24 protein-coding genes and 2 tRNA genes are annotated in these 25,137 nt (G+C 40.2%); 24 read left to right on the plus strand and 2 right to left on the minus strand.

The annotated features are described in order from the left end of the window. Positions 1-72: 72 nt before the first annotated feature. The 7 genes from T375_RS13250 to xylB all read left to right on the plus strand — a co-directional run bounded on the left by T375_RS13250 (position 73) and on the right by xylB (position 7,795). On the plus strand, positions 73-1,329 hold the full coding sequence (locus T375_RS13250; protein ID WP_049960360.1) for a DUF6273 domain-containing protein: 1,257 nt from the start codon (positions 73-75) through the stop codon (positions 1,327-1,329). A 10-nt stretch (positions 1,330-1,339) separates the two neighbouring features. Beyond that, positions 1,340-2,098 (plus strand): GNAT family N-acetyltransferase, encoded by a 759-nt coding sequence (locus T375_RS08360; RefSeq protein WP_049960361.1) that lies wholly within the window; start codon positions 1,340-1,342, stop codon positions 2,096-2,098. Further along, complete coding sequence (locus T375_RS08365; RefSeq protein ID WP_033153513.1) at positions 2,098-2,928, plus strand: AraC family transcriptional regulator; 831 nt, start codon at positions 2,098-2,100, stop codon at positions 2,926-2,928. Before T375_RS08360 ends, T375_RS08365 begins: the two co-directional genes overlap by 1 nt. 2 nt (positions 2,929-2,930) lie before the next feature. After that, on the plus strand, positions 2,931-3,905 hold the full coding sequence (locus T375_RS13255; RefSeq protein ID WP_049960362.1) for a ribonuclease H family protein: 975 nt from the start codon (positions 2,931-2,933) through the stop codon (positions 3,903-3,905). A gap of 126 nt (positions 3,906-4,031) precedes the next feature. Beyond that, positions 4,032-4,652, plus strand: coding sequence for a zinc ribbon domain-containing protein (locus tag T375_RS08375; RefSeq protein WP_044937241.1), 621 nt, complete (start codon positions 4,032-4,034; stop codon positions 4,650-4,652). Positions 4,653-4,796: 144 nt separating this feature from the next. Beyond that, positions 4,797-6,281 (plus strand): L-fucose/L-arabinose isomerase family protein, encoded by a 1,485-nt coding sequence (locus T375_RS08380; protein ID WP_044937243.1) that lies wholly within the window; start codon positions 4,797-4,799, stop codon positions 6,279-6,281. A 56-nt stretch (positions 6,282-6,337) separates the two neighbouring features. After that, on the plus strand, positions 6,338-7,795 hold the full coding sequence (xylB, locus tag T375_RS08385; protein WP_044937245.1) for a xylulokinase: 1,458 nt from the start codon (positions 6,338-6,340) through the stop codon (positions 7,793-7,795). Between the two features lie 87 nt (positions 7,796-7,882). Here the strand turns inward: xylB and T375_RS08390 are convergent. After that, positions 7,883-7,954 (minus strand) — tRNA-Glu (locus T375_RS08390). 269 nt (positions 7,955-8,223) lie between these two features. On the opposite strand from T375_RS08390, the gene T375_RS08395 reads away from it, so the two are divergent. The 14 genes from T375_RS08395 to T375_RS08460 all read left to right on the plus strand — a co-directional run bounded on the left by T375_RS08395 (position 8,224) and on the right by T375_RS08460 (position 22,016). Next, entirely contained in the window at positions 8,224-9,363 is a 1,140-nt protein-coding gene (locus T375_RS08395) for a glucose-1-phosphate adenylyltransferase (RefSeq protein WP_044937247.1), read from the plus strand. Between the two features lies 1 nt (position 9,364). Then, positions 9,365-10,483 (plus strand): glucose-1-phosphate adenylyltransferase subunit GlgD, encoded by a 1,119-nt coding sequence (glgD, locus tag T375_RS08400; RefSeq protein ID WP_044937248.1) that lies wholly within the window; start codon positions 9,365-9,367, stop codon positions 10,481-10,483. 106 nt (positions 10,484-10,589) lie between these two features. Continuing rightward, entirely contained in the window at positions 10,590-10,856 is a 267-nt protein-coding gene (locus T375_RS08405; protein ID WP_044937250.1) for a dihydroxyacetone kinase, read from the plus strand. Positions 10,857-10,882: 26 nt separating this feature from the next. Next, complete coding sequence (locus T375_RS08410; protein ID WP_044937253.1) at positions 10,883-12,163, plus strand: amidohydrolase family protein; 1,281 nt, start codon at positions 10,883-10,885, stop codon at positions 12,161-12,163. Positions 12,164-12,376: 213 nt separating this feature from the next. Further along, entirely contained in the window at positions 12,377-13,063 is a 687-nt protein-coding gene (locus T375_RS08415) for a F0F1 ATP synthase subunit A (RefSeq protein ID WP_044937255.1), read from the plus strand. Between the two features lie 212 nt (positions 13,064-13,275). Further along, complete coding sequence (gene atpE, locus T375_RS08420; RefSeq protein WP_015548814.1) at positions 13,276-13,497, plus strand: ATP synthase F0 subunit C; 222 nt, start codon at positions 13,276-13,278, stop codon at positions 13,495-13,497. 38 nt (positions 13,498-13,535) lie between these two features. Further along, positions 13,536-14,018 carry a F0F1 ATP synthase subunit B gene (atpF, locus tag T375_RS08425; RefSeq protein WP_044937259.1) on the plus strand — a complete coding sequence of 161 codons (483 nt, stop codon included), beginning with the start codon at positions 13,536-13,538 and terminating at the stop codon, positions 14,016-14,018. 2 nt (positions 14,019-14,020) lie between these two features. Then, complete coding sequence (gene atpA / locus T375_RS08430; protein ID WP_044937262.1) at positions 14,021-16,036, plus strand: F0F1 ATP synthase subunit alpha; 2,016 nt, start codon at positions 14,021-14,023, stop codon at positions 16,034-16,036. Between the two features lie 3 nt (positions 16,037-16,039). Beyond that, a complete protein-coding gene (gene atpG, locus T375_RS08435) occupies positions 16,040-17,050 on the plus strand; it encodes an ATP synthase F1 subunit gamma (RefSeq protein WP_044937265.1) in 1,011 nt (336 codons plus the stop codon). Positions 17,051-17,062: 12 nt separating this feature from the next. Further along, entirely contained in the window at positions 17,063-18,463 is a 1,401-nt protein-coding gene (gene atpD, locus T375_RS08440) for a F0F1 ATP synthase subunit beta (RefSeq protein WP_044937268.1), read from the plus strand. Positions 18,464-18,466: 3 nt separating this feature from the next. Continuing rightward, entirely contained in the window at positions 18,467-18,880 is a 414-nt protein-coding gene (gene atpC / locus T375_RS08445) for an ATP synthase F1 subunit epsilon (protein WP_044937271.1), read from the plus strand. Between the two features lie 307 nt (positions 18,881-19,187). Beyond that, positions 19,188-20,333 (plus strand): MFS transporter, encoded by a 1,146-nt coding sequence (locus T375_RS08450; RefSeq protein WP_044937274.1) that lies wholly within the window; start codon positions 19,188-19,190, stop codon positions 20,331-20,333. A gap of 198 nt (positions 20,334-20,531) precedes the next feature. Further along, positions 20,532-20,611 (plus strand) — tRNA-Leu (locus T375_RS08455). Positions 20,612-21,167: 556 nt separating this feature from the next. Then, positions 21,168-22,016, plus strand: a complete 849-nt coding sequence (locus T375_RS08460; RefSeq protein WP_155952476.1) for a hypothetical protein — start codon at positions 21,168-21,170, stop codon at positions 22,014-22,016. 87 nt (positions 22,017-22,103) lie between these two features. Here T375_RS08460 and T375_RS08465 read toward each other — a convergent pair whose 3' ends face one another. After that, the gene (locus tag T375_RS08465; RefSeq protein WP_044937280.1) at positions 22,104-23,063 is read right to left on the minus strand and encodes a P1 family peptidase; all 960 of its coding nucleotides are present in this window, start codon (positions 23,061-23,063) and stop codon (positions 22,104-22,106) included. A gap of 161 nt (positions 23,064-23,224) precedes the next feature. On the opposite strand from T375_RS08465, the gene T375_RS08470 reads away from it, so the two are divergent. The 3 genes from T375_RS08470 to T375_RS08480 are packed head-to-tail and all read left to right on the plus strand — an operon-like array spanning position 23,225 to position 25,037. Next, positions 23,225-23,584, plus strand: coding sequence for a GntR family transcriptional regulator (locus T375_RS08470; protein WP_044937283.1), 360 nt, complete (start codon positions 23,225-23,227; stop codon positions 23,582-23,584). After that, positions 23,584-24,297, plus strand: coding sequence for an ABC transporter ATP-binding protein (locus T375_RS08475; RefSeq protein WP_044937288.1), 714 nt, complete (start codon positions 23,584-23,586; stop codon positions 24,295-24,297). The genes T375_RS08470 and T375_RS08475 overlap by 1 nt, the downstream gene beginning before the upstream one ends. Then, positions 24,297-25,037 carry a hypothetical protein gene (locus T375_RS08480; RefSeq protein ID WP_044937291.1) on the plus strand — a complete coding sequence of 247 codons (741 nt, stop codon included), beginning with the start codon at positions 24,297-24,299 and terminating at the stop codon, positions 25,035-25,037. The genes T375_RS08475 and T375_RS08480 overlap by 1 nt, the downstream gene beginning before the upstream one ends. Positions 25,038-25,137: the final 100 nt, after the last annotated feature.

Consider the following 25,137-nt stretch of genomic DNA (forward strand, 5'->3'; position numbering starts at 1 on the left):
TTAAAAATGCACGATATTACTATAAGGATATAAAGGGAATTATGCACATATTTTTGTGTTAGGAGATTATATATGAGAAGAGCAATCAAAGTTTCAAAAAAGATATTGGCTTTTTCACTGGCTGTATTTATGGGAGTGGCAGTTCTTGGTTTGTCACTACAGGCGGATGCAGCTAAAAAGAAGTCATCGGGAACATATGCAGAAGGTGATGATATTGCTTTTGGAACATTGGATGGAAATATTATCAACTGGACAATTCTTACTTATGACGATACTACAAAGGTTGCCCTTCTTGTTTCAAGAAAAACCTTACATTCATATTCGGTACTTGCATACAGAGATTCAATTAACCAGATGTATTTAAATAGTAATTCCTCTGCTGGCTATGTTAAATGGGAGGACAACTATTGGAGAGGCTGGCTCAATCAGATTTTCTATAATCAGTGCTTTACAGATGCGGAAAGAGCCACAATCCAGAAGACATCTCTTACTGAGGAAGCAGCCCAGACAAGTCTTATGAATTTCTATCATGACACTACTTTGGATGCTTATTACCTTGCAGGAAATGTAAAGAACTCTTTAAATATGAATATTTACAACAATCAGAGTACAACTTCTGATTATATTTTCTTCCTTTCAACTGATGAGTACACAGAGTACAAGGATACTATGAAATATGAGACCAGCAATACATGGCCTCTTAGAACAAACGCTTATGATGACCCTGCTCAGGGATTGTTTGTAAATGATACAAAGAAGCTCATCGAAAGAAAGTACTATTATCTTGGCGATGGAATCAGACCAGCTATGTATGTAAAGCTGGGCAAGACTGATGAAGAGAAGGCTGCTGAATCAGGTACAGACACATCTTCAACAGACACAATCACAACATCAGATACTACAAGTAGCTCATCTAGTAGTTCAACTAGCAGTTCAACAAATACTGCAAGCACGGCAAGTACAACTAGCAGTGCAACCACAACAGCTGCTACAACTACATCAACAAGCAGCACATCTACAGCAAAGGCTACTTCTTCAAAGAAATATGCTAATAATGGTACTAATATAGGAAATATCACACTTCCAGATGATGCTTCCTATTCTATGACCAACGGCAGTACTGCACAGGTAGCGATTAATCTTGATTACTTAAATAGTACTGATAAGCAATACAATGTGACATACAAATCGTCAGATGCCAGTGTGTTCACTGTTGATTCCAATGGACTGATTACATCGGTTGCCAAAGGAACTGGTACACTGACGGTAAGAATGAAGAAATCAAATGGCAAGACGTATACCATGACATGCCGTATTGATGTGACCTAGGAGCAGAGTTGTGACTCAGGAAAGATTCCTTAAAAGAAAAATAATAATAAACGATTTAGCTGATTTACAGCCTGACTATGAGCCTGGCACTTTGGTGCTGACTGATAGCCAGGCTGTTGTTGATGAGTGCGTAGGCAGGCATATACTGGTGGCGGCCTATGAGGAGGAGGGCTCCCAGCCTATCCGTTGTTCTCAGGTGCTTATGGATGTTGATGAAATAGAGGACGATGATTTTGAAAACATCTATAGGCGATGCGCCGGCATCCCTTGGGATATCGCATATACGGAGCGGTGTTTTATCAGGGAATTTGGAATGGACGATTTAGATGCACTCTTTGAATTGTATTCTGAACCACATATGACAGATTATATGGAACCGCTTTTTGAGTACGAGGAAGAAAAGCAGTATGAGGAAAACTATATAGAGTATATTTACAAGCTGTATGGTTTTGGAATGTGGTTGATTTTCGATAGATTCACGGGTAAATTAATAGGTAGAGCAGGTTTAGAAGTGCGGGAAACCTGCGATAGAGAAAACCAGGCGGAAATGGGCTTTGCCATTGCATCCAGCAGATGGAAGAAGGGGCTTGCCTATGAGGTTTGCTCAAAGATAGTGGAACTGGCTAGGGATGAATATGGGCTCACAAGCTTAATTGCAAGATGTGATTCGGAAAATTTAGCCAGCAGACATTTATTAGAAAAACTCGGTTTCGTTATTGTGGGATACGAAACTGATGGAGATTGTAGGTATTTTAGGGAGATTTTGTAATGGATTTAAAGAACTATCAGCATGAAGTAGTAGTGACTGATGAGGGGCTTCCATTCAAGCTTTTTGCTTTTGAAGGCCAGAATGGAAATTATGTAAGGGAAAAACACTGGCACCGTTCAATCGAGATTTTCGCTGTATGGGAGGGCAGATTGGAATTTACTCTCCAAGAAAAGCGTTTTCCTCTTAACGGTGGCGAGTTTGTTATAGTTAATAGCAACGAGGTTCATAGTATAGCAGCTCCAGATGTTAATAAAACTGTGGTATTACAGATTCCACAGGATACATTTGCGGAGTATTTTACAGATGAGCAGTTTATCTGGTTTTCACATGGAGACAGAGAAACAGACCATCGTGTGTTTACACTTTTGCAGGAGATGTATCTTATTTATACAAATGGAGAGGAAGCAAACAAGCTTCAGGTTCTTAGCTTATATTATGAGCTTCTTTATATTTTGGTTACAAAATATCGAAAGTTTAATGTTAACGAAGAGATACTTAAGAACAGCAAGCAGTTGAAAAAGCTTTCAAATATCACGAGATACATGAAGGACCATTATGCCGAAAGCATTTCCTTGGAATCCATGGCGGAGCAGTTTAATTATTCTCCATCATATCTTTCCAGAATGTTCCAGAAGCATGCAGGCATCAATTTTAAGGATTATCTGCTTGGCATTCGTTTGGAGCATGCAGTCCGGGAATTGGAAGAGACAAATGGCCAGATTGTAGATATTGCTCTGGGAAATGGATTCCCAAATTCAAAGGCATTTTCAAATGCATTCAGAGATAAATACGGTGTACTCCCAAGCGAGTACAGAAGGAGTAATGAATAATAATGGCAAAGAAAGTATATGCAGTCAGAGTAGGTAGAAAACCTGGAATTTATCACACATGGGATGAGGCTAAGGCGCAAGTTGATGGCTTCAAGGGACCTGTGTTTAAGGGCTTTACATCTATGGCAGAGGCAGAGGCTTTTATGAAAGGAGGCTCTGTAAGTAGCGGAGCTGCTAAATCTGCAACTGTTAAAAATGATATTGTGACTGCAGCTGATGCTTTCCAGAATCTTCAAAAGGTAACTGTAGAGGATGGAGGCAAATACAACATTCTTGATTCCCAGATTAAGGAGCAGTGCATTGACAAGGTGGCACTTATTACAAAAGCCTTCAAGACTGCATTTGCATCGCCAGTTTCTATTGATGACATTAGCGCAAATGAGGATGTAAGGACTTTGATGTCTCGTTATGGATGTGATTTTGACAGTGTTTCATCGGGTGTAAATATTGCCTTCGTAGATGGTGGCGGCGATAAAGTGGGTGCCAATTTCGAAAGTACTAGAATTCTCTTTGGCGTAGTTTTCTATAATGCTGAGGAATCTAAATTCAGCTTATACAGATATGCTCTTGAAAGAGGTACAGACTTCGACTGGCTCTTTAGAGCATCAAATGTGGCAGGAGAGGAGCTTGCTGCACTGTTTGCTATGTACATAGCAGCTCGTCTGGGATTGAAACAAATCCACATTTATCAGGATAACAATCTTCCAGCGAAGTATTTCTCCGGAGCCTTTAAGAAAATCCATAAGATGGATGACTACATGCTTCAGATATTTATAAATGCCAGCCTTCAATACTTGAAGCAGGGCATGGAAATCAACTTCCTTTATGTGCCATCAGAGCATGCTGCATACAAAGATAAGGCAAAAGCTACTAAAGGAAAGGCTGTTTACGAATCTCAGGATATACCAAAAGTATCCTTTGAAATGGCAGAATTCTTAAATGGAGTTTCTGATAGATTAGCGGATTATAAGAATTAATAGTATTTATACAATACTTTTAAAGTTGGGCATTGATATTTATTGCAATATAGTATATTATAATTTCAGCAGATAGATTTGAAGGGCGAATTCAGATCTAAAATAAAAGAAAAGAGGGAAAATGATATGTTTTGTAGTTCATGCGGTACACAGTTAGAAGAAGGTACACTATTTTGTCCAAACTGCGGTAATCCTGTAGCTCAGGCAAATGATACAGCTCAGACACAGGCAGAGGCTAGTGCAGCACAGGCTAGCGCTCCAGTTAATCCAGCACCACAGTTTGATGGTTCAACACAGTATTACACACCACAGCCAGTCCTTGGTTTGAAATGGGCACACTTCCTTGGATACTTTGCTTTGTGGGCAGGCGCAGTCTTAAATTTAGCTAGTGGTATTCAGTTTGTTACTGGTTTAATTTACAACGGTGATGCTAGTTTTATTTACGATTACTTCCCAGTTCTTCAGGTGTTAAATATTCTTTATGGTGTTTGCTTACTTGGTACAGTTGCTTTGAATGTATTTGCAGCTTTATCTATCATTAAGTGCAAGAAACAGACAGGATTATTAGTTTGCTTAGTATATGCTGTACAGGCTGGCTTATCTATTGTTTATGTTGCGGCTAGTTCAATCATCCTTTTCTCATTTGCAGGGGATGCATCAATCATAGTATCAGTTGTTGTTTCAATCGTTATGATTTTTGTAAACCACACATACTTCAACAACAGACGCGATGTATATGTTAACTAAATAAATGTCAAAAAATTGACATCACATAGTAAAGATTTAAAAGTCTCCAAAATGTTTTGTTTGATATCATTTGATTATCGAAAACGTTTTGGGGGCTTTATTTTTATGTAAAAGGAGCCGCGTTATTAAAGGAGGGTAATTACAATGAACAACATGCCAAATGTAAAAATTGGTGTAGTAGCAGTTTCTCGTGACTGCTTCCCAGAAAGCTTATCAGTAAACAGAAGAAAGGCACTTATTGAGGCTTATACAAAGAAGTACGGTGCAGAGCACATCTATGAGTGCCCAGTTTGTATAGTAGAGAGTGAAATCCACATGGTACAGGCTCTCGAGGATATTAAGAAAGCAGGATGTAACGCACTTTGCGTATATCTTGGAAACTTCGGTCCAGAAATTTCAGAGACACTTCTTGCAAAGCATTTTGAAGGACCAAAGATGTTTATTGCAGCAGCAGAAGAGTCAGGCAACAGCCTTCTTGATGGTAGAGGGGATGCTTACTGCGGTATGCTCAACGCTAGCTACAACTTACAGCTTCGTAACATCAAGGCTTATATCCCAGAGTATCCAGTGGGTGATGCTGAGGATTGCGCTGATATGATTCATGAGTTCGAGCCAATCGCTCGCGCCGTAATCGCACTTTCAGATCTCAAGATTATCAGCTTTGGACCACGTCCACTTAACTTCCTTGCTTGTAATGCACCAATCAAGCAGCTTTACAACCTTGGTGTTGAAATCGAGGAGAACTCAGAGCTTGATCTTTTCGAAGCATTCAATAAGCATGAAGGTGACAGCCGTATTCCAGAGGTTGTTGCAGATATGGAAAAAGAACTTGGCGCTGGAAACAAGAAGCCAGAGGTTCTTGCAAAGCTTGCTCAGTATGAGCTTACACTTAAGGATTGGGTAAGAGATCACAAGGGATATCGTAAATACGTAGCAATCGCTGGCAAGTGCTGGCCTGCATTCCAGACACAGTTTGGTTTCGTTCCTTGCTATGTAAACTCTAGATTAACAGGTGAAGGCATTCCTGTATCTTGCGAAGTTGATATCTATGGATGTCTTTCAGAGTTCATTGGTACAGTTGTTTCAGAAGACATCGTTACACTTCTTGATATCAACAACTCAGTACCAAAGGATATGTACAACGAAGAAATCAAGGGTAAGACAAACTACACACTTCAGGATACATTCATGGGATTCCACTGCGGAAATACATGCTCTAAGAAGCTTGCATTCTGTGAGATGAGAAACCAGAAGATTATGGCTCGTACACTTCCAGAGGAAGTTACAAACGGAACACTTGAAGGCGATATCGCTCCAGGTGAGATCACATTCTACAGACTTCAGTCTACAGCAGACAACATCCTTCGTGCTTACATCGCACAGGGTGAGGTTCTTGATGTACGTACAAAGTCATTCGGTTCAATCGGTGTATTTGCTATTCCAGAAATGGGACGCTTCTATCGTCACTGGTTAATCGAAAAGGGATTCCCACATCACGGAGCAGTTGCATTCGGTCACTATGGAAAGGCTCTCTACGAAGTATTCAAGTACATCGGAGTAGAGGTAGACGAAATCGGATACAACCAGCCAGCAGGCGTACGTTACCCAACAGAGAATCCATTCGCATAATTAGTTAATTTATGGCTGGCTTCGGCCAGCCATTTTTAGAATAGGAGATTATAGTTATGTATTATATCGGAGTTGATCTTGGTACATCTGCTGTAAAGCTTCTTCTCATGGAAGGCAACGGTGATATCAAGAAAATAGTTTCAAAGGAATATGACCTTAGCTTCCCACATCCAGGTTGGTCTGAACAGAAGCCTGAGGATTGGTGGGCTCAGTCTATGGCTGGCTTGAAGGAACTTACAGCAGAGGTTGATAAGACAAAGGTTGCTGGTATTTCTTTTGGTGGTCAGATGCATGGTCTTGTAACACTTGATGCAGATGACAATGTTATTCGTCCTGCAATTCTTTGGAATGATGGACGTACAGGAAAAGAGACAGAGTATCTCAACAATGTGATTGGAAAGGATAAGCTTTCTGATTACACAGCAAATATTGCGTTTGCTGGTTTCACAGCCCCAAAGATTCTTTGGATGCAGGAAAATGAGCCAGAGCTTTGGGCTAAGGTAGCAAAGATTATGCTTCCAAAGGATTACTTGGCATACAAGCTTTCTGGAAGCTTCTGCACAGATTATTCAGATGCCAGTGGTATGCTTTTACTCGATGTTAAGAATAGATGCTGGAGCAAGGAAATGATGGATATCTGCCATGTTTCTGAGGCCCAGCTTCCTAAGCTTTACGAGAGCTATGAAGTAGTTGGCACAATTAAGCCAGAGGTTGCAGCAGAGCTTGGATTTACAAATGATGTAAAGATTATTGCAGGTGCTGGTGACAATGCTGCAGCTGCAGTTGGTACAGGTACAGTTGGAGAGGGCAAGTGTAATCTTTCAATTGGTACTTCTGGAACAATCTTTATTTCAAGCAAGAACTTTACAGTAGACCCTGCCAATGCACTTCACTCATTTGATCATGCAGATGGTGGATATCATCTTATGGGCTGCATGCTTTCAGCAGCATCTTGCAACAAGTGGTGGATGGATGAAATCCTCAAGACAAAGGATTATCCAGCAGAGCAGGCTGGTATCAAGAACCTTGGGGAGAATCGTGTATTCTATCTTCCATACCTTATGGGAGAGCGTAGCCCTCACAACAATCCAGATGCACGTGCTATGTTCATCGGCATGTCTATGGATACAACACGTGAGGATATGACACAGGCTGTTCTTGAAGGCGTAGCATTTGGTCTTCGTGATTCGCTGGAGGTTGCACGTTCACAGGGTATCGTTATTGAGCGAAGCAAGATTTGCGGTGGCGGTGCAAAGTCTCCATTATGGCAGAAGATTATTGCATCAGTTATGAATCTTAAGCTTGATATTTTGGAGAATGAGGAAGGCCCAGGACTTGGTGGAGCTATACTTGCAGCAGTAGGATGCGGTGAGTACGCTTCAGTTGAAGAGGCTTGTGATAAGCTTGTAAAGGTAAAGACAACAGTAGAGCCTGATCCAGAATTAATTCGTAAATACGAAGAGAGATATCAGGAATTCAAGAAGCTTTATCCTACAGTAAAGAGTTTATTCTAATAAATAAGGCGCTAGCATAGGAGCTGGCGCCATTTTTATTAATATTTATATATGCAAAAAAGAGCATCGCTTTTGCAATGCTCTTAGCAGTTCCTAGCGGAATCGAACCGCTGTTTTCGCCGTGAGAGGGCGACGTCTTAACCGCTTGACCAAGGAACCATATGTCCTAACGACAAGACATATAATACTATGGCCCAGCCCCTAAGTCAAGAGAAAACCCACAACTTTTTTAAATTCAGAATTATTCGAAAATTAAGACAATAGGATACAATATTTCTTTTATGTTGTGCTCAACAAATGTAAGAAAAATGCATAAAAAAATGCTCAAAACATTGCCTTGTTTGTGCAAAACTATTAAAATATTATCTATAAAACGTGTGTTGTTTGTTTACTGAAGGAGATAAAAGAAGAAAGTTAGGGGGGATAATATGGCTCAGACAAGTATGCTAGCTATGATTCTAGCAGGTGGTCGTGGTAGCCGTCTGCATGAGTTAACAAACAAAGTTGCTAAACCAGCCGTTGCTTATGGTGGAAAATATCGTATTATCGATTTCCCACTCAGTAACTGTGCTAATAGTGGAATAGATATCGTAGGTGTTTTGACACAGTACGAATCGGTTTTGCTAAACAGTTATGTTGCGGCAGGTGGAAGATGGGGATTGGACACAAAGGATAGTGGTGTCTTCGTCCTTACACCTAGAGAGAAGGCAGACTGTGGCCTTGATGTATATCGAGGTACTGCAGATGCTATTTCTCAGAATATCGATTTTATCGACGCTTATGATCCTGAGTACATTTTGGTACTGTCAGGTGATCATATTTACAAAATGAACTATGACAAAATGCTTACCTTCCATAAGGAAATGGGGGCAGATGCTACAATAGCTGTTCGTGGTGTGCCAATGAAAGAGGCAAGTCGATTTGGCATCATGAACACAGATGACAGCCGAAGAATCATCGAGTTTGAGGAAAAGCCAGAGAAACCAAAGAGCAACCTGGCGTCTATGGGTATTTATATCTTCACATGGAAAACTATGAGAAAGCTTCTGATAGAGGATATGAAGAATCCTGACTCAAGCCATGATTTTGGTAAGGACATCATTCCGGTAATGTTAAATGGAGATAAAAAGCTTTATGCCTATGAGTTCTCAGGTTATTGGAAGGATGTTGGAACTATTGATTCCCTTTGGGAAGCCAATATGGATCTTCTGGATAGCGATAATGAGCTTAATTTGGACGATACATCATGGAAGATTTACACAGAAGACACAGGAATCATTCCACAGTATATTGCATCCTCTGCAAAGATTGATGGTGCATATATCAACCAGGGTGCTCATGTAGGTGGAGAGGTTTCCAGGTCGGTTATCTTTTCAAATGTGAAGATTGCACCTGGTGCAAAGGTAATAGATTCAGTGCTTATGCCGGGGGCTATTGTTGAAGAAGGAGCTACTGTAACAAGAGCTCTTGTGGCTGAAAACATTAGAATAGGAAAGAACGCCAAAGTAGGAAATAAGAAGAGCGAGGAAATCCTTCTTGTTGCAAAAAATGTAAAGGGGGAGGATTAATATGGCAAACAAAGCATTTGGCGTGATTAATTCCGCCGCAAACTATATCAGAGTAGAAGGTCTTCATGACTACAGACCAATTGGCGCTTTCTCATTTCTGGGAAGATTTCGAGTTATCGATTTTCCTATCTCAAATATGAGCAATAGCGGTATAAATCGTATACACGTATATTTGAACAGTAGACCACGTTCCATTGTTGAACATATCGGTGATGGACGCCACTACAATATCAATTCAAAGCGAGGCAACATCCAGCTGTTATTTACACAGAATAATGGCCACAGTTCTATCTACAACACAGATATTAATGCCTATCTGGAAAACCTGGAGCAGATAGAGCGCATGCCTCAGGACTATGTAATCGTGGCTCCTAGCTACATGATTTACAAACAGGATTATCAAAAGCTTTTAGACGAGCATGTGGCATCTGGAACAGATATTACCTTGCTTTATCATAAGGTAGACCAGGCGAAGGAATACTACAGAGCATGTAATGTGGTTACCTTGAATAAGCAAAAGGGCGTACAGTCTTTGGAACGCAACATGGGTACAGCTAAGGAAAAGCTTATCAGCATGGACACCTATGTAATGTCGAAAGAAATATTTGTTGATTTGATTAAAAAGGCCAAGAAAGAATCATCTGCATATTCTCTTGCAGACATGATTGCATTAGCGTGCGAGACACTGGATGTGAGAGGCTACCAGCACAAAGGATTCTTTGCAGCAATAACAAGCCTGGATGACTACTACAGGGCAAACATGGAGATGCTTGAATATGCAACGGCAATGGACTTTTTCACAAGCGATTGGCCATTCTACACCAAGACAACAGACGCTTGCCCAACCCAATATTTCCACGGAGCAAGTGTTACCAATTCAATGGTATGTAATGCAGGATTGATAGAAGGTACAGTTGAAAATTCCATTATCGGACGAAATGTTCATATTGGAAAAGGGGCAGTAGTTAGAAACTCAATTATTCTTTCCTACGCTGATATTGGAGATGGAGTTTATATCGAAAATGCGGTAGTGGATAAATGGGTTGAGGCGAAGAAAATCAAGAAGATTGTTTCAGAATCTGTCACCCCTACATATGTAAAACGTAATGATAAACTTTAATTAAAAACGAGTCAGTCTAAACTAACAGACTGACTCGCCTTTTTTTTATAGATGTGGTAAAGTAAGTCTGTAGTTTTTCGAAAAGAAAATATTGGAGGAAATAAATATGTTACCAGAACAGACAATTGAATTTAGATATGACACACAGCTTCTTATCGAGGGCGAGGATCTTGATGAGGATGCAATCAACGATTACATTACAGAGAATTTTGTTGGCGACAGCTTACTTGCAGTAGGTGATGAGGAGCTTATCAAGATTCACTATCATACAAACGAGCCATGGAAGGTTCTTGAGTACTGCAGAACACTTGGCGAGATTTACGATATCGTAGTCGAGGATATGGATAGACAGGCTAGAGGTTTACAGGGCTAGGCTGCATCTTCCTGTTAGGTATTTATATGAACGAAAGTTTTGTACTACGAGGAGGCATTGCTTTCTCGGAATCAGAAAAGAGAATAACTACATATTATAGAGGTTATCTTGTTTGTGTGGATGGCATTTGTAAAGGTGCCTTCACCGAGCTCCCTGAGCAGTACAGGGGATTGCAGCTGTATGATTACGGCGAGCGTTTAATCATTCCAGGCATGACTGATTTGCATGTTCATGCACCTCAGTACACATTCCGTGGAATTGGTATGGATGAAGAGCTTCTGGAGTGGCTTACCACCTACACATTCCCAGAGGAAGCAAAGTACTCAGATATGGAATATGCTAAAAAGGCATATGGGTATTTTGCAGAGGATTTAAGACGATGCTTCACAACTCGTGCTGTTGTTTTTGGAACAATGCATAATGAAGCAACTATCAACCTCATGGATCAGCTAGAGGATACTGGTGTGATCACATACGTTGGTAAGGTAAATATGGATAGAAACGGTGGCGAAGGTCTTCAGGAGGAAAGCGCCGAAGCATCCCTCCAGGCAACTTTAGATTGGCTTCAGGCCATCGAGGGTCGCTATAAGAACACAAAGCCTATCCTGACACCTCGATTCATCCCATCATGTTCAGATGATTTAATGAGAGGCTTGGGAAAGCTTTCTGCTGAAAGAGATTTGAGAATCCAGTCTCATCTTTCTGAAAATCAGTCAGAGGTCGCTTGGGTAAAGGAATTGGTTCCTGAATCAACTTCCTATGCAAATGCATACGAGCTATTCGATACTATGGGTTCGGCTGAATTACCTACCATCATGGCACACTGTGTATACTCAGGCGAGGAGGAAATGAGCATCCTTAAAAAGCATGGTGCTTACATTGCTCATTGCGCCGATTCCAATATGAACCTTACAAGTGGTATCGCTCCAATCCGAAAGTTTATGGATGCAGGTATCAAGGTCGGTCTTGGTACAGACGTGGCTGCAGGTTCATCTATGAATATGCTTAAGACAATGCTTATTACATTGCAGGCATCTAAAATGTACTATCGCCTGGTTGATACAGATGTTAAGCCACTTTCTTTTGAGGAGGTTTTCTATCTTGCTACAGCAGGTGGCGGAGAGTACTTTGGCAAGGTTGGTACATTCAAGGATGGGTACGAATTCGATGCAGTTGTTATCGACGATAGCAAGATGTATTCAATGAGAGATATGTCCATCAGAGAGCGTATTGAGAGAATGTGTTACAACGATGCCGATGCCATTATTAAGGATAAATTTGTCAAGGGCAAAAAGGTATATTGCTAATTGCTAAAAAGTCTTGAAAAAAGTGTTAAATAAAAGTGTCCAGCATTGACTGGACACTTTTTTTAGGTGTATGGTGAAAACATACGGAGTAAATATCCGGTAAATTGCGTGTCAAACATTTTCTTTATACACATTGCTCAATTTGTATCTTATATTTTTGTGCGAAAGGTATAAAATGGGTGGCATGAGAAAAAATGAATAGGAGGTGTTTTCTTGACTTTAGCAGAAAAGCTTGTAGAAGAGCTAAATTGCGAAGAGGTATTCAGGCTCCATATCGGAGGATTTGATATTCCGATTTATGAATCAGTCGTAGTTACCTGGATCGTAATGGCCGTGCTTATTCTCATAGCCATATTCTTGACTACGGGACTAAAGACACAAAACATCAGTAAAAAGCAGGCATTTGCCGAGCTTATTTACGAGAAACTAAATGCCATTGTTGGTGCAACCTTAGGTGAAGAGGGAAAGGCATATACCGGTTACCTTGTCACAGTACTTTTGTACATTGGTTTATCTAACATCATTGGTTTGTTTGGTTTCAAGTCACCTACTAAGGATGTAAATGTTACAGCAGCACTTGCTCTTATGAGTATTATTTTGGTAGAAGCTGCAGGTATTTATCACAAAGGCGTAAAGAAATGGTTACATTCATTTGTTGAGCCGGTTGCTATAGTAACACCATTTAACATTCTTGATGTATTCACAAGACCATTGTCGTTATGTATGCGACTTTTTGGTAATGTACTTGGTGCGTTTGTTATCATGGAACTTCTTAAAATCGTCGTTCCACCAGTTATCCCTGCTGTATTCTCATTATACTTTGATTTGTTCGATGGATTACTTCAGGCATATGTATTCGTATTCTTAACTTCTTTATATTTAAAGGAAGCTATTGAGTAACCGTATAAGCGGTATGAATACCGAATTTTATTTTATTTATTTTTTACTATTAAATGAGCCTTGTTCAAAGAGAAAAGATAGCCAGTAGCTATCTAGCTCTGAGTGTTGTCTAAGGAGACATGTTGGTCGACGAAGACAATATCTCAGGCTTGAGAGCGTAACTGGCGAGATGTAGATGAAAAACAAGGCGGATTCTTAGGAGGAAAAATTTTATGAACACTTTAATCGCAGTTGGAGCAGGTATTGCAGTAGTAACAGGTCTTGGTGCTGGTATTGGTATCGGTATCGCAACAGGTAAGGCTTGCGAAGGTATTGCACGTCAGCCAGAAGCAGAGAGCAAGATTCAGAAGAACCTTATCTTAGGTTGTGCCCTTGCAGAGGCAACAGCTATTTACGGTTTCGTTATCGCTCTTATGATAATGTTCGTATTGTAATAACAAGTTCTATTAATAATAAAGGATAGGTATTAGATATGATTAACATTCAATTTTGGAGTATTCTTTGGACAGTAGTCAATCTTCTTATCCTGGTTGTAGCTTTCAAAATCTTCTTCTTTAAGCCTATTGGCAAAATTATTGCTAAGCGTCAGGAAGAGGCAGATGAGGTTTATGCAAAGGCTACAGCAAAGGAAAACGAGGCTAATGAACTTGCTGCACAGTACGAGCAGAAGGTTGCAGAGGCTGAGACAGAGAAGAAACAGATTATTGCTGAAGCAAGAAAGAGCGCTGATGGTCAGTATCAGAAGATATTAGAAGATGCTAAGACTGATGCAAAGAGCATTCATGATGCAGCAGTTGCAGAAGCTAATCATGAGAAGAACCAGATTATCGCAAGTGCAAAGAAAGAAATTGCAGATATAGTAGTTGATGCAACTACAAAAGTTGTTGGTAGCAAAACAGGAGCTGATATCGATAGCAAACTGTTTGATGAATTTTTAGGTAAAGCAGGTGAATAAAAGTGACAGAGAAATCTTTAAACTATGCCCGTGACCTACATAGCATAGATAATGCAGAAGCACATTTGCAGTCTGCCGCTTCTATACTAGAGGCTGTACCTGCAATTGGAGAGGAATTATCAGATCCTACAGTAGCAATCGCTAAGAAGCATGTTGTTATTGATAGCATCTTCCCTCATGAAATCCGCAATTTCTTCAAATTGCTATGTGATAACGGAGATTTTGATTTATTTAATGATATTAGAGCTGCATACAAGGAATCTCTTCAGACTAAGACTGAAAAGGTTGACAGAGCGAAGCTTCGCTATGTTACAGCACCTTCTGATGAGCAGCTTGCAGGTATCAAGAAGTTCCTTGCTAAGGAAACAGGCAATGGAGACATTGAGCTTGAATTAGTACAGGACGATTCACTAAAGAGTGGTTTCATTCTTTCAGTGGGTACAAAAGAATATGACTGGAGCGAGCAGGGCCGTATTGAGCAGTTCGCTACAAAGATTAATAAGGCAGTTGGTGTTTCAGCTGTTGATGAGAGCATTCTTTCAATCCTAAGAACTAACGTTGAAGACTTCAAGCTTGAAGCAGAGCAGAAGGAAGTCGGTATCGTTAACTGGGTAGGTGATGGAATCGCAAATGTAGACGGTATTGATCATGCATTCTACGGCGAAATCGTTATTTTCGATTGTGGCGTTAGAGGTATGGTTCAGGACGTTCGTCGCGATGAAGTAGGTGTTATCCTTTTCGGTCGTGATACAGAAATCAAAGAAGGTTCAAAGGTAGTACGTACAGGCAAGATGGCAGGTCTTCCAGTAGGTAACGGCTTCCTTGGACGTATTGTTGATGCCCTTGGTTCTCCACTTGATGGAAATGGAGAAATCCAGGCAGATGGATTTAGACCAGTTGAGTGTCCAGCTCCAAGTATCGTAGATAGACAGTCTGTTAGCCAGCCAATGGAGACAGGTCTTCTTTCAATCGATTCAATGTTCCCAATTGGTAGAGGACAGCGTGAGCTTATCATTGGTGATAGACAGACAGGTAAGACATCTATCGCTACTGATACAATCATCAACCAGAAGGGCAAGGATGTTATCTGCGTATACGTAGCTATCGGTCAGAAGGCATCTACAATTGCAAAGCTTGTTAACACATTAAAAGAAAACGGTGCAATGGATTACACAATTATCGTCAGTGCTACAGCATCTGATCCAGCACCACTTCAGTATATTGCACCATATTCTGGTACAGCACTTGCAGAGTACTTTATGTATTCAGGCAAGGACGTACTTATCGTTTATGATGATTTATCAAAGCATGCGGTTGCATACCGTGCAATCTCATTGTTGTTAGAGCGTTCACCTGGACGTGAAGCATATCCTGGTGATGTTTTCTACTTACATTCAAGATTATTGGAGCGTTCTGCAAGAATCACACCAGAAGCAGGTGGCGGTTCAATTACAGCTCTTCCAATTATTGAGACTCAGGCTGGTGACCTTTCAGCTTACATTCCTACAAACGTAATTTCTATTACTGATGGTCAGATATTCCTTGAGTCAGAGCTTTTCAACGCAGGTCAGAGACCAGCCGTAAACGTAGGTCTTTCAGTATCCCGTGTTGGTGGTGCTGCACAGACAAAGGCTATGAAGAAAGCCGCTGGTTCAATTCGTATCGATTTGGCTCAGTACCGTGAGATGGAAGTCTTCACACAGTTCTCATCAGATCTTGATGATGCAACAAAGAAGCAGTTGGCTCATGGTCGTGCCCTTATGGAATTATTGAAGCAGCCTCTTAACAGACCATTCTCAATGGCAGAGCAGGTTATCATTCTTGTAGCTGCAAACGCTCATATCTTCAGTGATGTTGAGCTTTCAAAGCTTAAGAAGTTTAGAGCAGATATGCTTGAGTTCTTTGCAACAGAGCATAGTGCTATTATCAGCCAGCTCGAGTCAACAAAGGATTTGTCAGAGGATATTAAGGCTTCTATTGTTGACGCAGCAGAGGAGTTCAAAAAGAATCAGGAGTAAACCATGGCAAGTACAAAGGAAATCCTAAATAGAATAAATAGTATTCAGGATACAATGAAGATTACAAGAGCCATGTACATGATGTCTTCAATGAAATTGCGTAAGGCAAAGTCAAAGCTTGAAGAGACATTGCCATTCTTTGAAGGAACCCAAAAAGGTATTGCAGAAAATCTTGTTAGAATGCCTAACATCCGACACATCTATTTTGATAACCGTGTTGAGGATGATCAGGAGACCATTAAAAAGCGTGGATTCGTAGTATTTACAGGTGACAAGGGTATGGCTGGTGCATACAACCACAACGCCATCAAATTTGCACTTCAGCGAATCGGAGGCTTATCTAAGGACGAATACAAGCTATTCGTTGTAGGTGAGACTGGTAGAGCGTTTTTTATAAACAATGGATATAACGTAGACGAGAATTTCAGATATTCTGCAAACAATCCTTCAATGCATAGAGCGCGTGTCATTTCCGAGTATCTTATCGATTTATACAACAGAGAAGAGCTTGATAGAATCGATATTATTTATACAAAGATGCTCAATTCTGTTACAGAAGAGACTTGCGTAGAACGTTTGCTTCCTTTAAAAACACACAAGTTTATTAAGGAGCAGGTTCAGGAAATCGAATCTGATACAGAGGGAACAAGTAAAGTAGCTACTGAGATGAAGGAAGGAACAAAACACGTTCACTCAATCAATAACTACGAGCTTGAAGCTTTCAAAGAAGGCGGAGATTCATGGTATCCATTCTATCCATCGCTTTCATCGGTTTTGGAACATTTGGTACACAACCATTTTACAGCTTTCATCTATGGAGCTTTGGTTGAGTGTTCAGCCAGTGAAGAGAATGCGAGAATGATGGCTATGCAGTCAGCTACTGACAATGCGGAAGCGATTCTTCGAGAGTTATCTATCGAATACAATAGAGTGCGTCAGGCACAGATTACACAGGAAATCACTGAGGTAATCGGCGGTGCTAAGGCGCTTAAAAAGAAAAAAGCTAAAAGGTAAGAGAGGTTAAACATGTCAGAGTTAAAAGGAAAAATCGTCCAGGTTTCAGGACCTGTTGTCGATGTAGAATTTAAAGATAATGACCTACCTGCCATTAGAGATGCCCTATACGTTATGGTAGGGGATGAGAAAAGAGTAATGGAGGTCTCTCAGCACATCGGTTTAGGCGTGGTTAGATGTATCATGCTTGCTCCTTCTGAGGGACTATGTAGAGATATGGAAGTAACTGCTACAGGTACTGGTATTTCTGTACCAGTTGGTGAGCAGACACTTGGTAGACTTTTCAACGTATTAGGTGACACACTTGATAATGGTGAGAAGCTTGATAATGGAGAGCATTGGTGCATCCATAGAGAGCCACCTACATTCGAGGACCAGAGCCCAGTTGTTGAAATGCTTGAGACAGGTATCAAGGTTATCGACTTACTTGCTCCTTATGCTAAGGGTGGTAAGGTCGGACTTTTCGGTGGTGCCGGTGTAGGTAAGACAGTACTTATCCAGGAGCTTATCCATAATATCGCTACAGAGAGCGGCGGTTACTCAATCTTTACTGGTGTAGGAGAGCGTTCTCGTGAAGGTAATGACCTTTGGACAGAAATGGCTGAGTCAGGAGTTCTTGATAAAACAGCCTTAGTGTTTGGTCAGATGAACGAGCCACCTGGAGCACGTATGCGTGTTGCTGAAACAGGACTTACAATGGCTGAGTATTTCCGTGATGTTAAGAATCAGGATGTGCTTTTATTCATTGATAACATTTTCCGTTTCGTACAGGCAGGTTCAGAGGTTTCAGCTCTTCTTGGTCGTATGCCATCAGCCGTTGGTTACCAGCCAACACTTGCAAACGACTTAGGTGAGCTTCAGGAGAGAATCGCTTCTACAAAGAACGGTTCTATCACATCAGTTCAGGCTGTATACGTTCCTGCTGATGACTTAACTGACCCAGCTCCAGCAACAACATTCTCACACTTGGATGCAACAACCGTTCTTTCACGTAAGATCGTTGAAATGGGTATTTACCCAGCTGTAGATCCACTTGAGTCTACATCACGTATCCTTGAGCCAGATGTAGTTGGTGAGGAGCATTATCAGGTTGCACGTGGAGTACAGGAGATTCTCCAGAAGTACAAAGAGTTACAGGATATTATCGCTATCCTCGGTATGGAAGAGCTTTCTGACGAGGATAAGATTACTGTATATCGTGCAAGAAAGGTACAGCGTTTCCTTTCACAGCCATTCTCAGTTGCTGAGAACTTTACAGGTGTTAAGGGACAGTTCGTAACTGTAAAGGATACTATCCGCGGATTTAAGGCTATCCTTAATGGTGAGATGGATGATTATCCAGAAGCAGCATTCTTTAACGTTGGTACAATTGAGGATGTCAAGAAAAAGGCTGCAGATCTTGTAAAGGAGTAGTATATGGCATCATTATTTAATCTTAAAATAATCGCTTGTGATGGCGTGTTTTATGATGGTGACTGCGAAATAATTATTATTCCTAGTCCTGATGGAGAGTCTGCAATCATGAATCATCATGAGATGATGACTGGTGTAGTTTCTGTCGGTGAAATACGCTTTAAAACAGGCGATGGAACATGGCGAAGTGCCATTGTATCTGATGGATTAGTATCTGTTTACAAAGACGGCTCAGTAAAGATGATTGCATATTCTTGCGAGCGTCCAGAAGATATTGATACATACAGAGCTCAGGAAGCTTTAGAGCGTGCTCAGGAGCAGCTTCAGCAGAAACAGAGTATGGTTGAATACCAAATCTCTACTGCTAATATGGCTCGTGCTATGGCTCGATTAAAGGGAGCTAGCAGACACTCATAGCTTTAATATGATTTATAAACACCTCTTTACTAATGTGTTCACTGTTTTGGACACATTTGATAAAGAGGTGTTTTTTTACTTTACTTCGAAAATACGATATGGTAAAATCCACATTGTTAACATCAAAGTTTTAAAGAAAGGAGGGCGTAGTATGACTTGGAAAACAATTAATATGCATCTTACAAAAGGTTCTATTTTTGCAGTTTACGGGGATAGTGCGCCCTTTTTTAAGCGATAGAAATTAATTGCTTATAACATCGTGCCGCACTATCTCCTTATTCTAAAAAATAGATAAGGAGATTTTTTTATGGAAATAAATAATACAGAATTTGAAATTCAAGGAAATAATGAGCTTCGTGTAAGAAGCAAAAAGATAAATATAAAGGCACAGCTTGGGAAGATTTATGCTATAGATACTTTTGGGGCATTTATGATTGCAGGTGCTTCATGGGTTGCGCTGCTGGCAGCTCGTGGCTTCTCAACACTGGAGATAGGCTGGTTTGAAAGTATTTTTCATGTGGTAAGCATGATATGTGAAGTGCCATCTGGCGCGGTGTCTGATGTGTTTGGACGAAAGAAATCTATGGTGCTTGCGCAGATAATGTCTATGTTATCTGCAATGATAATGATATTCACTGATTCGTTCATCTCAATTGCTTTCGCTATGGGAGTGAGTGCATTGAGCTATAACTTAGCATCAGGAACTCGCGAAGCACTGGCCTACGACAGTATGAAAAAGGCTGGCGTCGAAAAGAATTACGAAGATTTCTTTTCAAAAGATATGATTATCTATGAGATATTCAGTTCCCTGGCTACACTTCTTGCGGGAGTAGCGTTGATGCTAGGGTACCGTAGAGCATATTTGGTTGATATCATCATCGGAAGCGTGGCATTGGTGTTTGCATTATCGCTGACAGAGGTTCATGCTGAAGGCCATGAATCAATGGACGTGGCTGGCAGATTCAAAGAAGTTGCTATTGGCTCAATCAAGTTTTTAAAGGAGAATCGCAAAGCGAGGCTGATAATTCTATTTAATGCTGAAATCGGGGCGGTGGCTGTTTTGATAGGTTTCTTCATGCAAGCAAAGCTTCCTGAAGTTGGCTTGAGACCTGTGTTACTTGGTCCAGCTTTGTTTGTTATTGGCCTTTCTGGAGCTCTAGGTTCAAAGACTGTCACATTTTTCAACAAGTTAGGATATAGGACTATTGGTCTTATTTCCTTTTTGGGAGTTGTCCTTGCCTTTGCCTCAGTATTAGTTGGCAATCCATATGTAATGATTGTGGGAGCGTGCATCGGTTCTTTTGCAGACAGCTTCATTGAAATCAGATCAGATGTAGTGCTGAACGACATGATTCCATCAGGCCAAAGAGCCACTTTGATGTCAGTAAATTCATTTACATATTCGGTTATAATGATTCTATTATCACCGGTGTTTGGATGGATTTTCGGATAGAGCTTCAGGTAGAACTTTAGGTAGTGCTTTAGTCATGGGAAATGATAAAATCTGGTTGAATATTTAGATAATTGGTAGGTCTTTCAGATGTATTCTGAAAGGCCTATTTTTTGTTGCATTGGGAGTAGCAGTGTGATATATTATTGGAGTCGATGAGCCGACATCGAGGTCGTAGACTTGGTCAAGACCTTGATTCACGCGGGTGTGGCGGAATTGGCAGACGCGCTAGATTTAGGTTCTAGTGGGAGACCGTGCAGGTTCAAGTCCTGTCACCCGCAGTAATCTCACATACATCTGTATGTGAGATTTTCTTTTTTTCATTTGCTATCAAGTCGATAGCGATTTTCACGAAACAGGTCATACAATTGCTAGTTTTTGGTGTATGTAATAGATTGGCAATTGCGGGGAAAATGAGTGTTATTGTGATTTGGTATTAGGAAGTGTGGTGAGTTAAGTAATTTTGGAGTAGTACGGATTAGGAAAGCATTAATTGGGGCTGATGGGCCCGGTTTTACCACTAGCGGGTAGTCAGATGTTGTTTGCTAGAGGTACAAAATATGTTCATTACCACTAGCGGGAGATGGAATACTGAGAGCTAGAGGTACGAAATTGTAGGTTTACCACTAGCATAATCAAAACTGAATTCTGCTAGTGGTAAAAAATGAGAGACATACCACTAGCGTAAGTGTGATTGCTTCATGCTAGTGGTATAGGTGCAAAAGAATACCTCTAGCTGTCACAGAAATACTATTTGCTAGAGGTAAAGTGACGAAAAGATACCACTAGCAAGTTGAAATAGCTGGAATGCTAGTGGTAAATGCAGGTTTGAGAGCTATGATTAAGGAGGTAGAGTTATTGAAAAGCTTCATAGATGCAATAAATCAAGAGATAGATAATATTAAGGGAGAAATAGAATCACTAGAAAGGAGGTATCCAAAGGATGATGGATATTTCCTTGAAATAAAGAAAAATCGGGGGAAATATACTCAATTCTACAAATGTAAAATGATTCCTGGACAAGGAAGATTTAAGGTAGAGAGAACTTTTATAAAACGAGATGATATTGATGTGGCTAGGAGATTAGCGCAAAAGGATTTTGATTTTCAGTTGCTAAAGATATTGAATGAGCAATTGATAGCATTAAATGGGACGATACAAGAGTTCCCTAAACTAGACGGGATGATGCTATATAATGAATTGTCAGATGCGCGCAAGGCTCTAATTGACAGCAAATATATAGATGACCAAACCTTTATAGATCACTGGTTGGCCAAATACAATGGTCAAGAAGATATTGACTTATTCAAAGAAAAATATCCAATTGAAACATCCTACTACACAGATAATGGGGAGCATGTTAGATCTAAATCAGAGAAGATTATTGCAGATAAGTTTGCAAAAGAAGGAATTCCATATGTATATGAACCGGCTTGTGAGCTAAACCGAAAGGGGCTTCATCCGGACTTTGTGTTATTAAATCAAGAGACCAGACAGACATATTTCTATGAGCATTTTGGAATGATGGACAAGCCAGAATACGCTATAGCTGCAGTGAAGAAAATTGCGAAATATAGAGAATTAGGGTATGAGTATGGCAAGAACTTGCTTTATTCTTTTGAGACTGGCGTTGATGGATTAAACATAAATGATTTGTATAGGATAATATTAGAGAATTGTAAATAAAAAGAGTAGGTATTTGTTCTCCGTGATTAGATACCTACTCGATATATACAGTCAAAAAGGCTATTGCACAATGCAATAGCCTTTTACTTATTTTACACTTCTTTTTATAGCTTCACACATTACGTGGTTTGCGAGGGTTCCTACAACATCAAGGGGCGCTTCTACATTTCCTAAAGACATGGCGTAGATGCTGTCGCCGTCCATTGATGTGTGGATAGGGCGTATGCATCGAGCGTAGCCATCGTGGGTCATGCCGGCTACTTTACAGAGCTGTGTTTTGTTGAGCTTTGCATTCGTAAATACGATACCAATGGTAGTGTTAGTTGGTGCACCGGCAGGGGCATTATCGGCAGAATCAGAAGGCTTTCCGGCCATAGTCATGGCGTACATTAATTCCTCACAGGAAACATCGTTTAAGGATTTTTTGTCTTCTGCTAAAACACCAGCTATTCTTTTTCCATCAACATAATCATAAACATCGCCAACAGCGTTAGTGCAGACGATTGCTCCAACTTTTAATTCACCAAGTTCAACAGCGTAGCTGCCAATTCCTGACTTTGTGCATCTGTCAGGACCAAGCATTTTTCCGACAGTTGCGCCACATCCTGCACCATGACTACCATTTTCAAAGTTGCCATGTTCTCCTTCAAAAGCTTTAGTACAAGCTGCATATCCCATTTCTTTATCCGGATATACGTTAGAAGCTTTGTAGCCTAAATCAAAGATATCTGACTGGCAAACAAGTGGTACAACAACATCCCCCACAGGGAAGCCAATTCCTTTTTCAGCTAAACATTTCATAACGCCACCGGCTGCATCCAAACCGAAGGCTGAGCCCCCGCCTAAAACAACAGAGTGAATAACCTCTGCAGCGGCAAGAGGATCCATTAATCCTGATTCACGGCTGGCTGGGCCGCCGCCGCGAATATCGAGACCGCATGGTGCTCCCTCTGGAGCAACGATAACAGTGACACCAGTTCCAGCGTCCTGATTTTCAGCCTGTCCTATCTTAAAATTCCCAATCTGGAAAATATCAATTTCTTTCATAAAAACCTCCTAAAAAATAATTAAGTAGGGGCAGTAAACAAAGCCCTAGAAAACATTTTACAACAAAAAATAAAAATGTGGAAAAAAACTGTTGACAGCACCAACATACTAGTGTACTATTCAGATAGTACAGTAGTACATGACACAGGAGGAGTGTGAATATGCAGTTTGATTCAAAGACACCCATTTACTTACAAGTAATTAACTCTATCAAAATGGATATCGTTAATGAACGTATTAAATGCGGAGAAAAGCTTCCATCAAGCCGAGAGCTGGCTGTTAAATATACAATCAATCCAAACACAGCCGCTAGGGTTTATCAGGAGCTGGAAAGGGAGGGTGTATGTTACACCAAAAGAGGCATGGGAACGTTTGTGACAGATGATGCAAATATCATCAAAGCATGTCGACAGGAAATGGCGCAGGATGCTTTAAATCTATTCTTGAAAAGCATCATGGAGCTTGGAATTACTAATGAAGAAGCAATAGAAATGATTAGAAGTAGAAAGGACGAAATGTGATGTTAAAAAGTGTTGATGTTACTAAAAAATTTGTTGGCAAAACCGCGGTAGATGGCATAACAATGAGCCTCGAACCAGGACACATTTATGCAATGCTAGGTCCTAATGGAAGCGGTAAGACTACTTGGATGAAGATGGCAGCAGGCCTTATAAAGCCTACATCAGGAGAGGTGCTTTACAAGGACACTCCAATCGGTATCGAAAGCCGAAAGGAAATTGCTTATATGTCTACTGAGCCATATTTCTATGATTGGATGACTGTAGGGGATGTTGGAAAATATTATAAGGATTTCTTTGCAGATTTCTCCATGGATAACTACACAGATATGGTTATTAGCATGGATTTGGATATGAAGCAAAAGGTGAAGTCACTTTCATCAGGTATGATGGCTAAGCTTAAGGTTGCAGTTACTATGGCTAGAGATGCAAAAGTCTACATGCTAGATGAGCCATTAAATGGAATTGATTTGCTTGCAAGAGATGAGGTTATGAACATGATTCTTGATGCGGCATCAGAGGATAAAATTCTTCTCATTTCAAGCCACCTGGTTGAAGAGTTGGAGTCAGTTGTTGATAAAGCAATCTTTATTAAGCAGGCACAGCTTGTAGGTGTATTTGATGTAGAAGGTTTACGTATGACAGAAGGCGTATCTTTGGCTGATAAATATCGCCAGGTATTTTCAAATATTACATGTATGGAGGGGATTGCATAATGGGAAACTTAATTAAATACGAATTCAGAAAATCATGGGCAATGAAGGGAATAATCCTTGTTATAACAGCTATATTTGAGGTGATGTTTTTAATTGGTGTTTTCATGCAGAAGGAAGGATTTTTAGCAATAGGTGTAACCCTTCTTTCTATGATAGCTGTTTGTTCAGTGTTTATTATTGGTATTTTTGGAATATTTACATTGAGCAGAGATTTGAACACAAAGCGAAGCTACATGCTTTTTATGACTCCAAATAATAGCTTCAAGATTTTAGGCGCAAAGCTTATTGAAAATGCAAGCTCAATCATAGTAGTAAGCGTATGTTTTGTAGCACTTGCAATTGCTGATGTTTCTATTTTGGCTGCTTCTTACGGTGAGTTTAAAGAGTTATTTGAGTTTATAAATGCCCTTTTAGGCGAAAGCTATTATGTTGATTCATACAGATTTGCCATGATTAGTGCAGCATCTGTTGTAAATTGGATTTCCACAGTATGCTTAGGTTTCTTTGCTGTAATCATCTGCGCGACATTATTAAACGGCAAGAAATACAATGGATTCCTCAGCTTCTGCATCTTCATCGCAATCTCAATCTGCCTTAGCAAGTTACTTGGCGTGTTTATCGACGATGGATTGGATTTTAATACAACACGTGTAATCATCCAGATTGTTTATTATGCAGTTGTTTCAGTAATTCTTTATGTTGCATCAGCATGGTTAATGGACAATAAGCTTTCAGTGTAAATCTAAAAAGATTATTAAATAAAAATTAAAAGTATTTACATTACAGTGGATTATATTACACTAAACAAGATATGAAAAAGTTATACGAACATACCTTACC

This window comes from Pseudobutyrivibrio sp. LB2011, from assembly GCF_000701765.1.
GTDB lineage: Bacteria > Bacillota > Clostridia > Lachnospirales > Lachnospiraceae > Pseudobutyrivibrio > Pseudobutyrivibrio ruminis.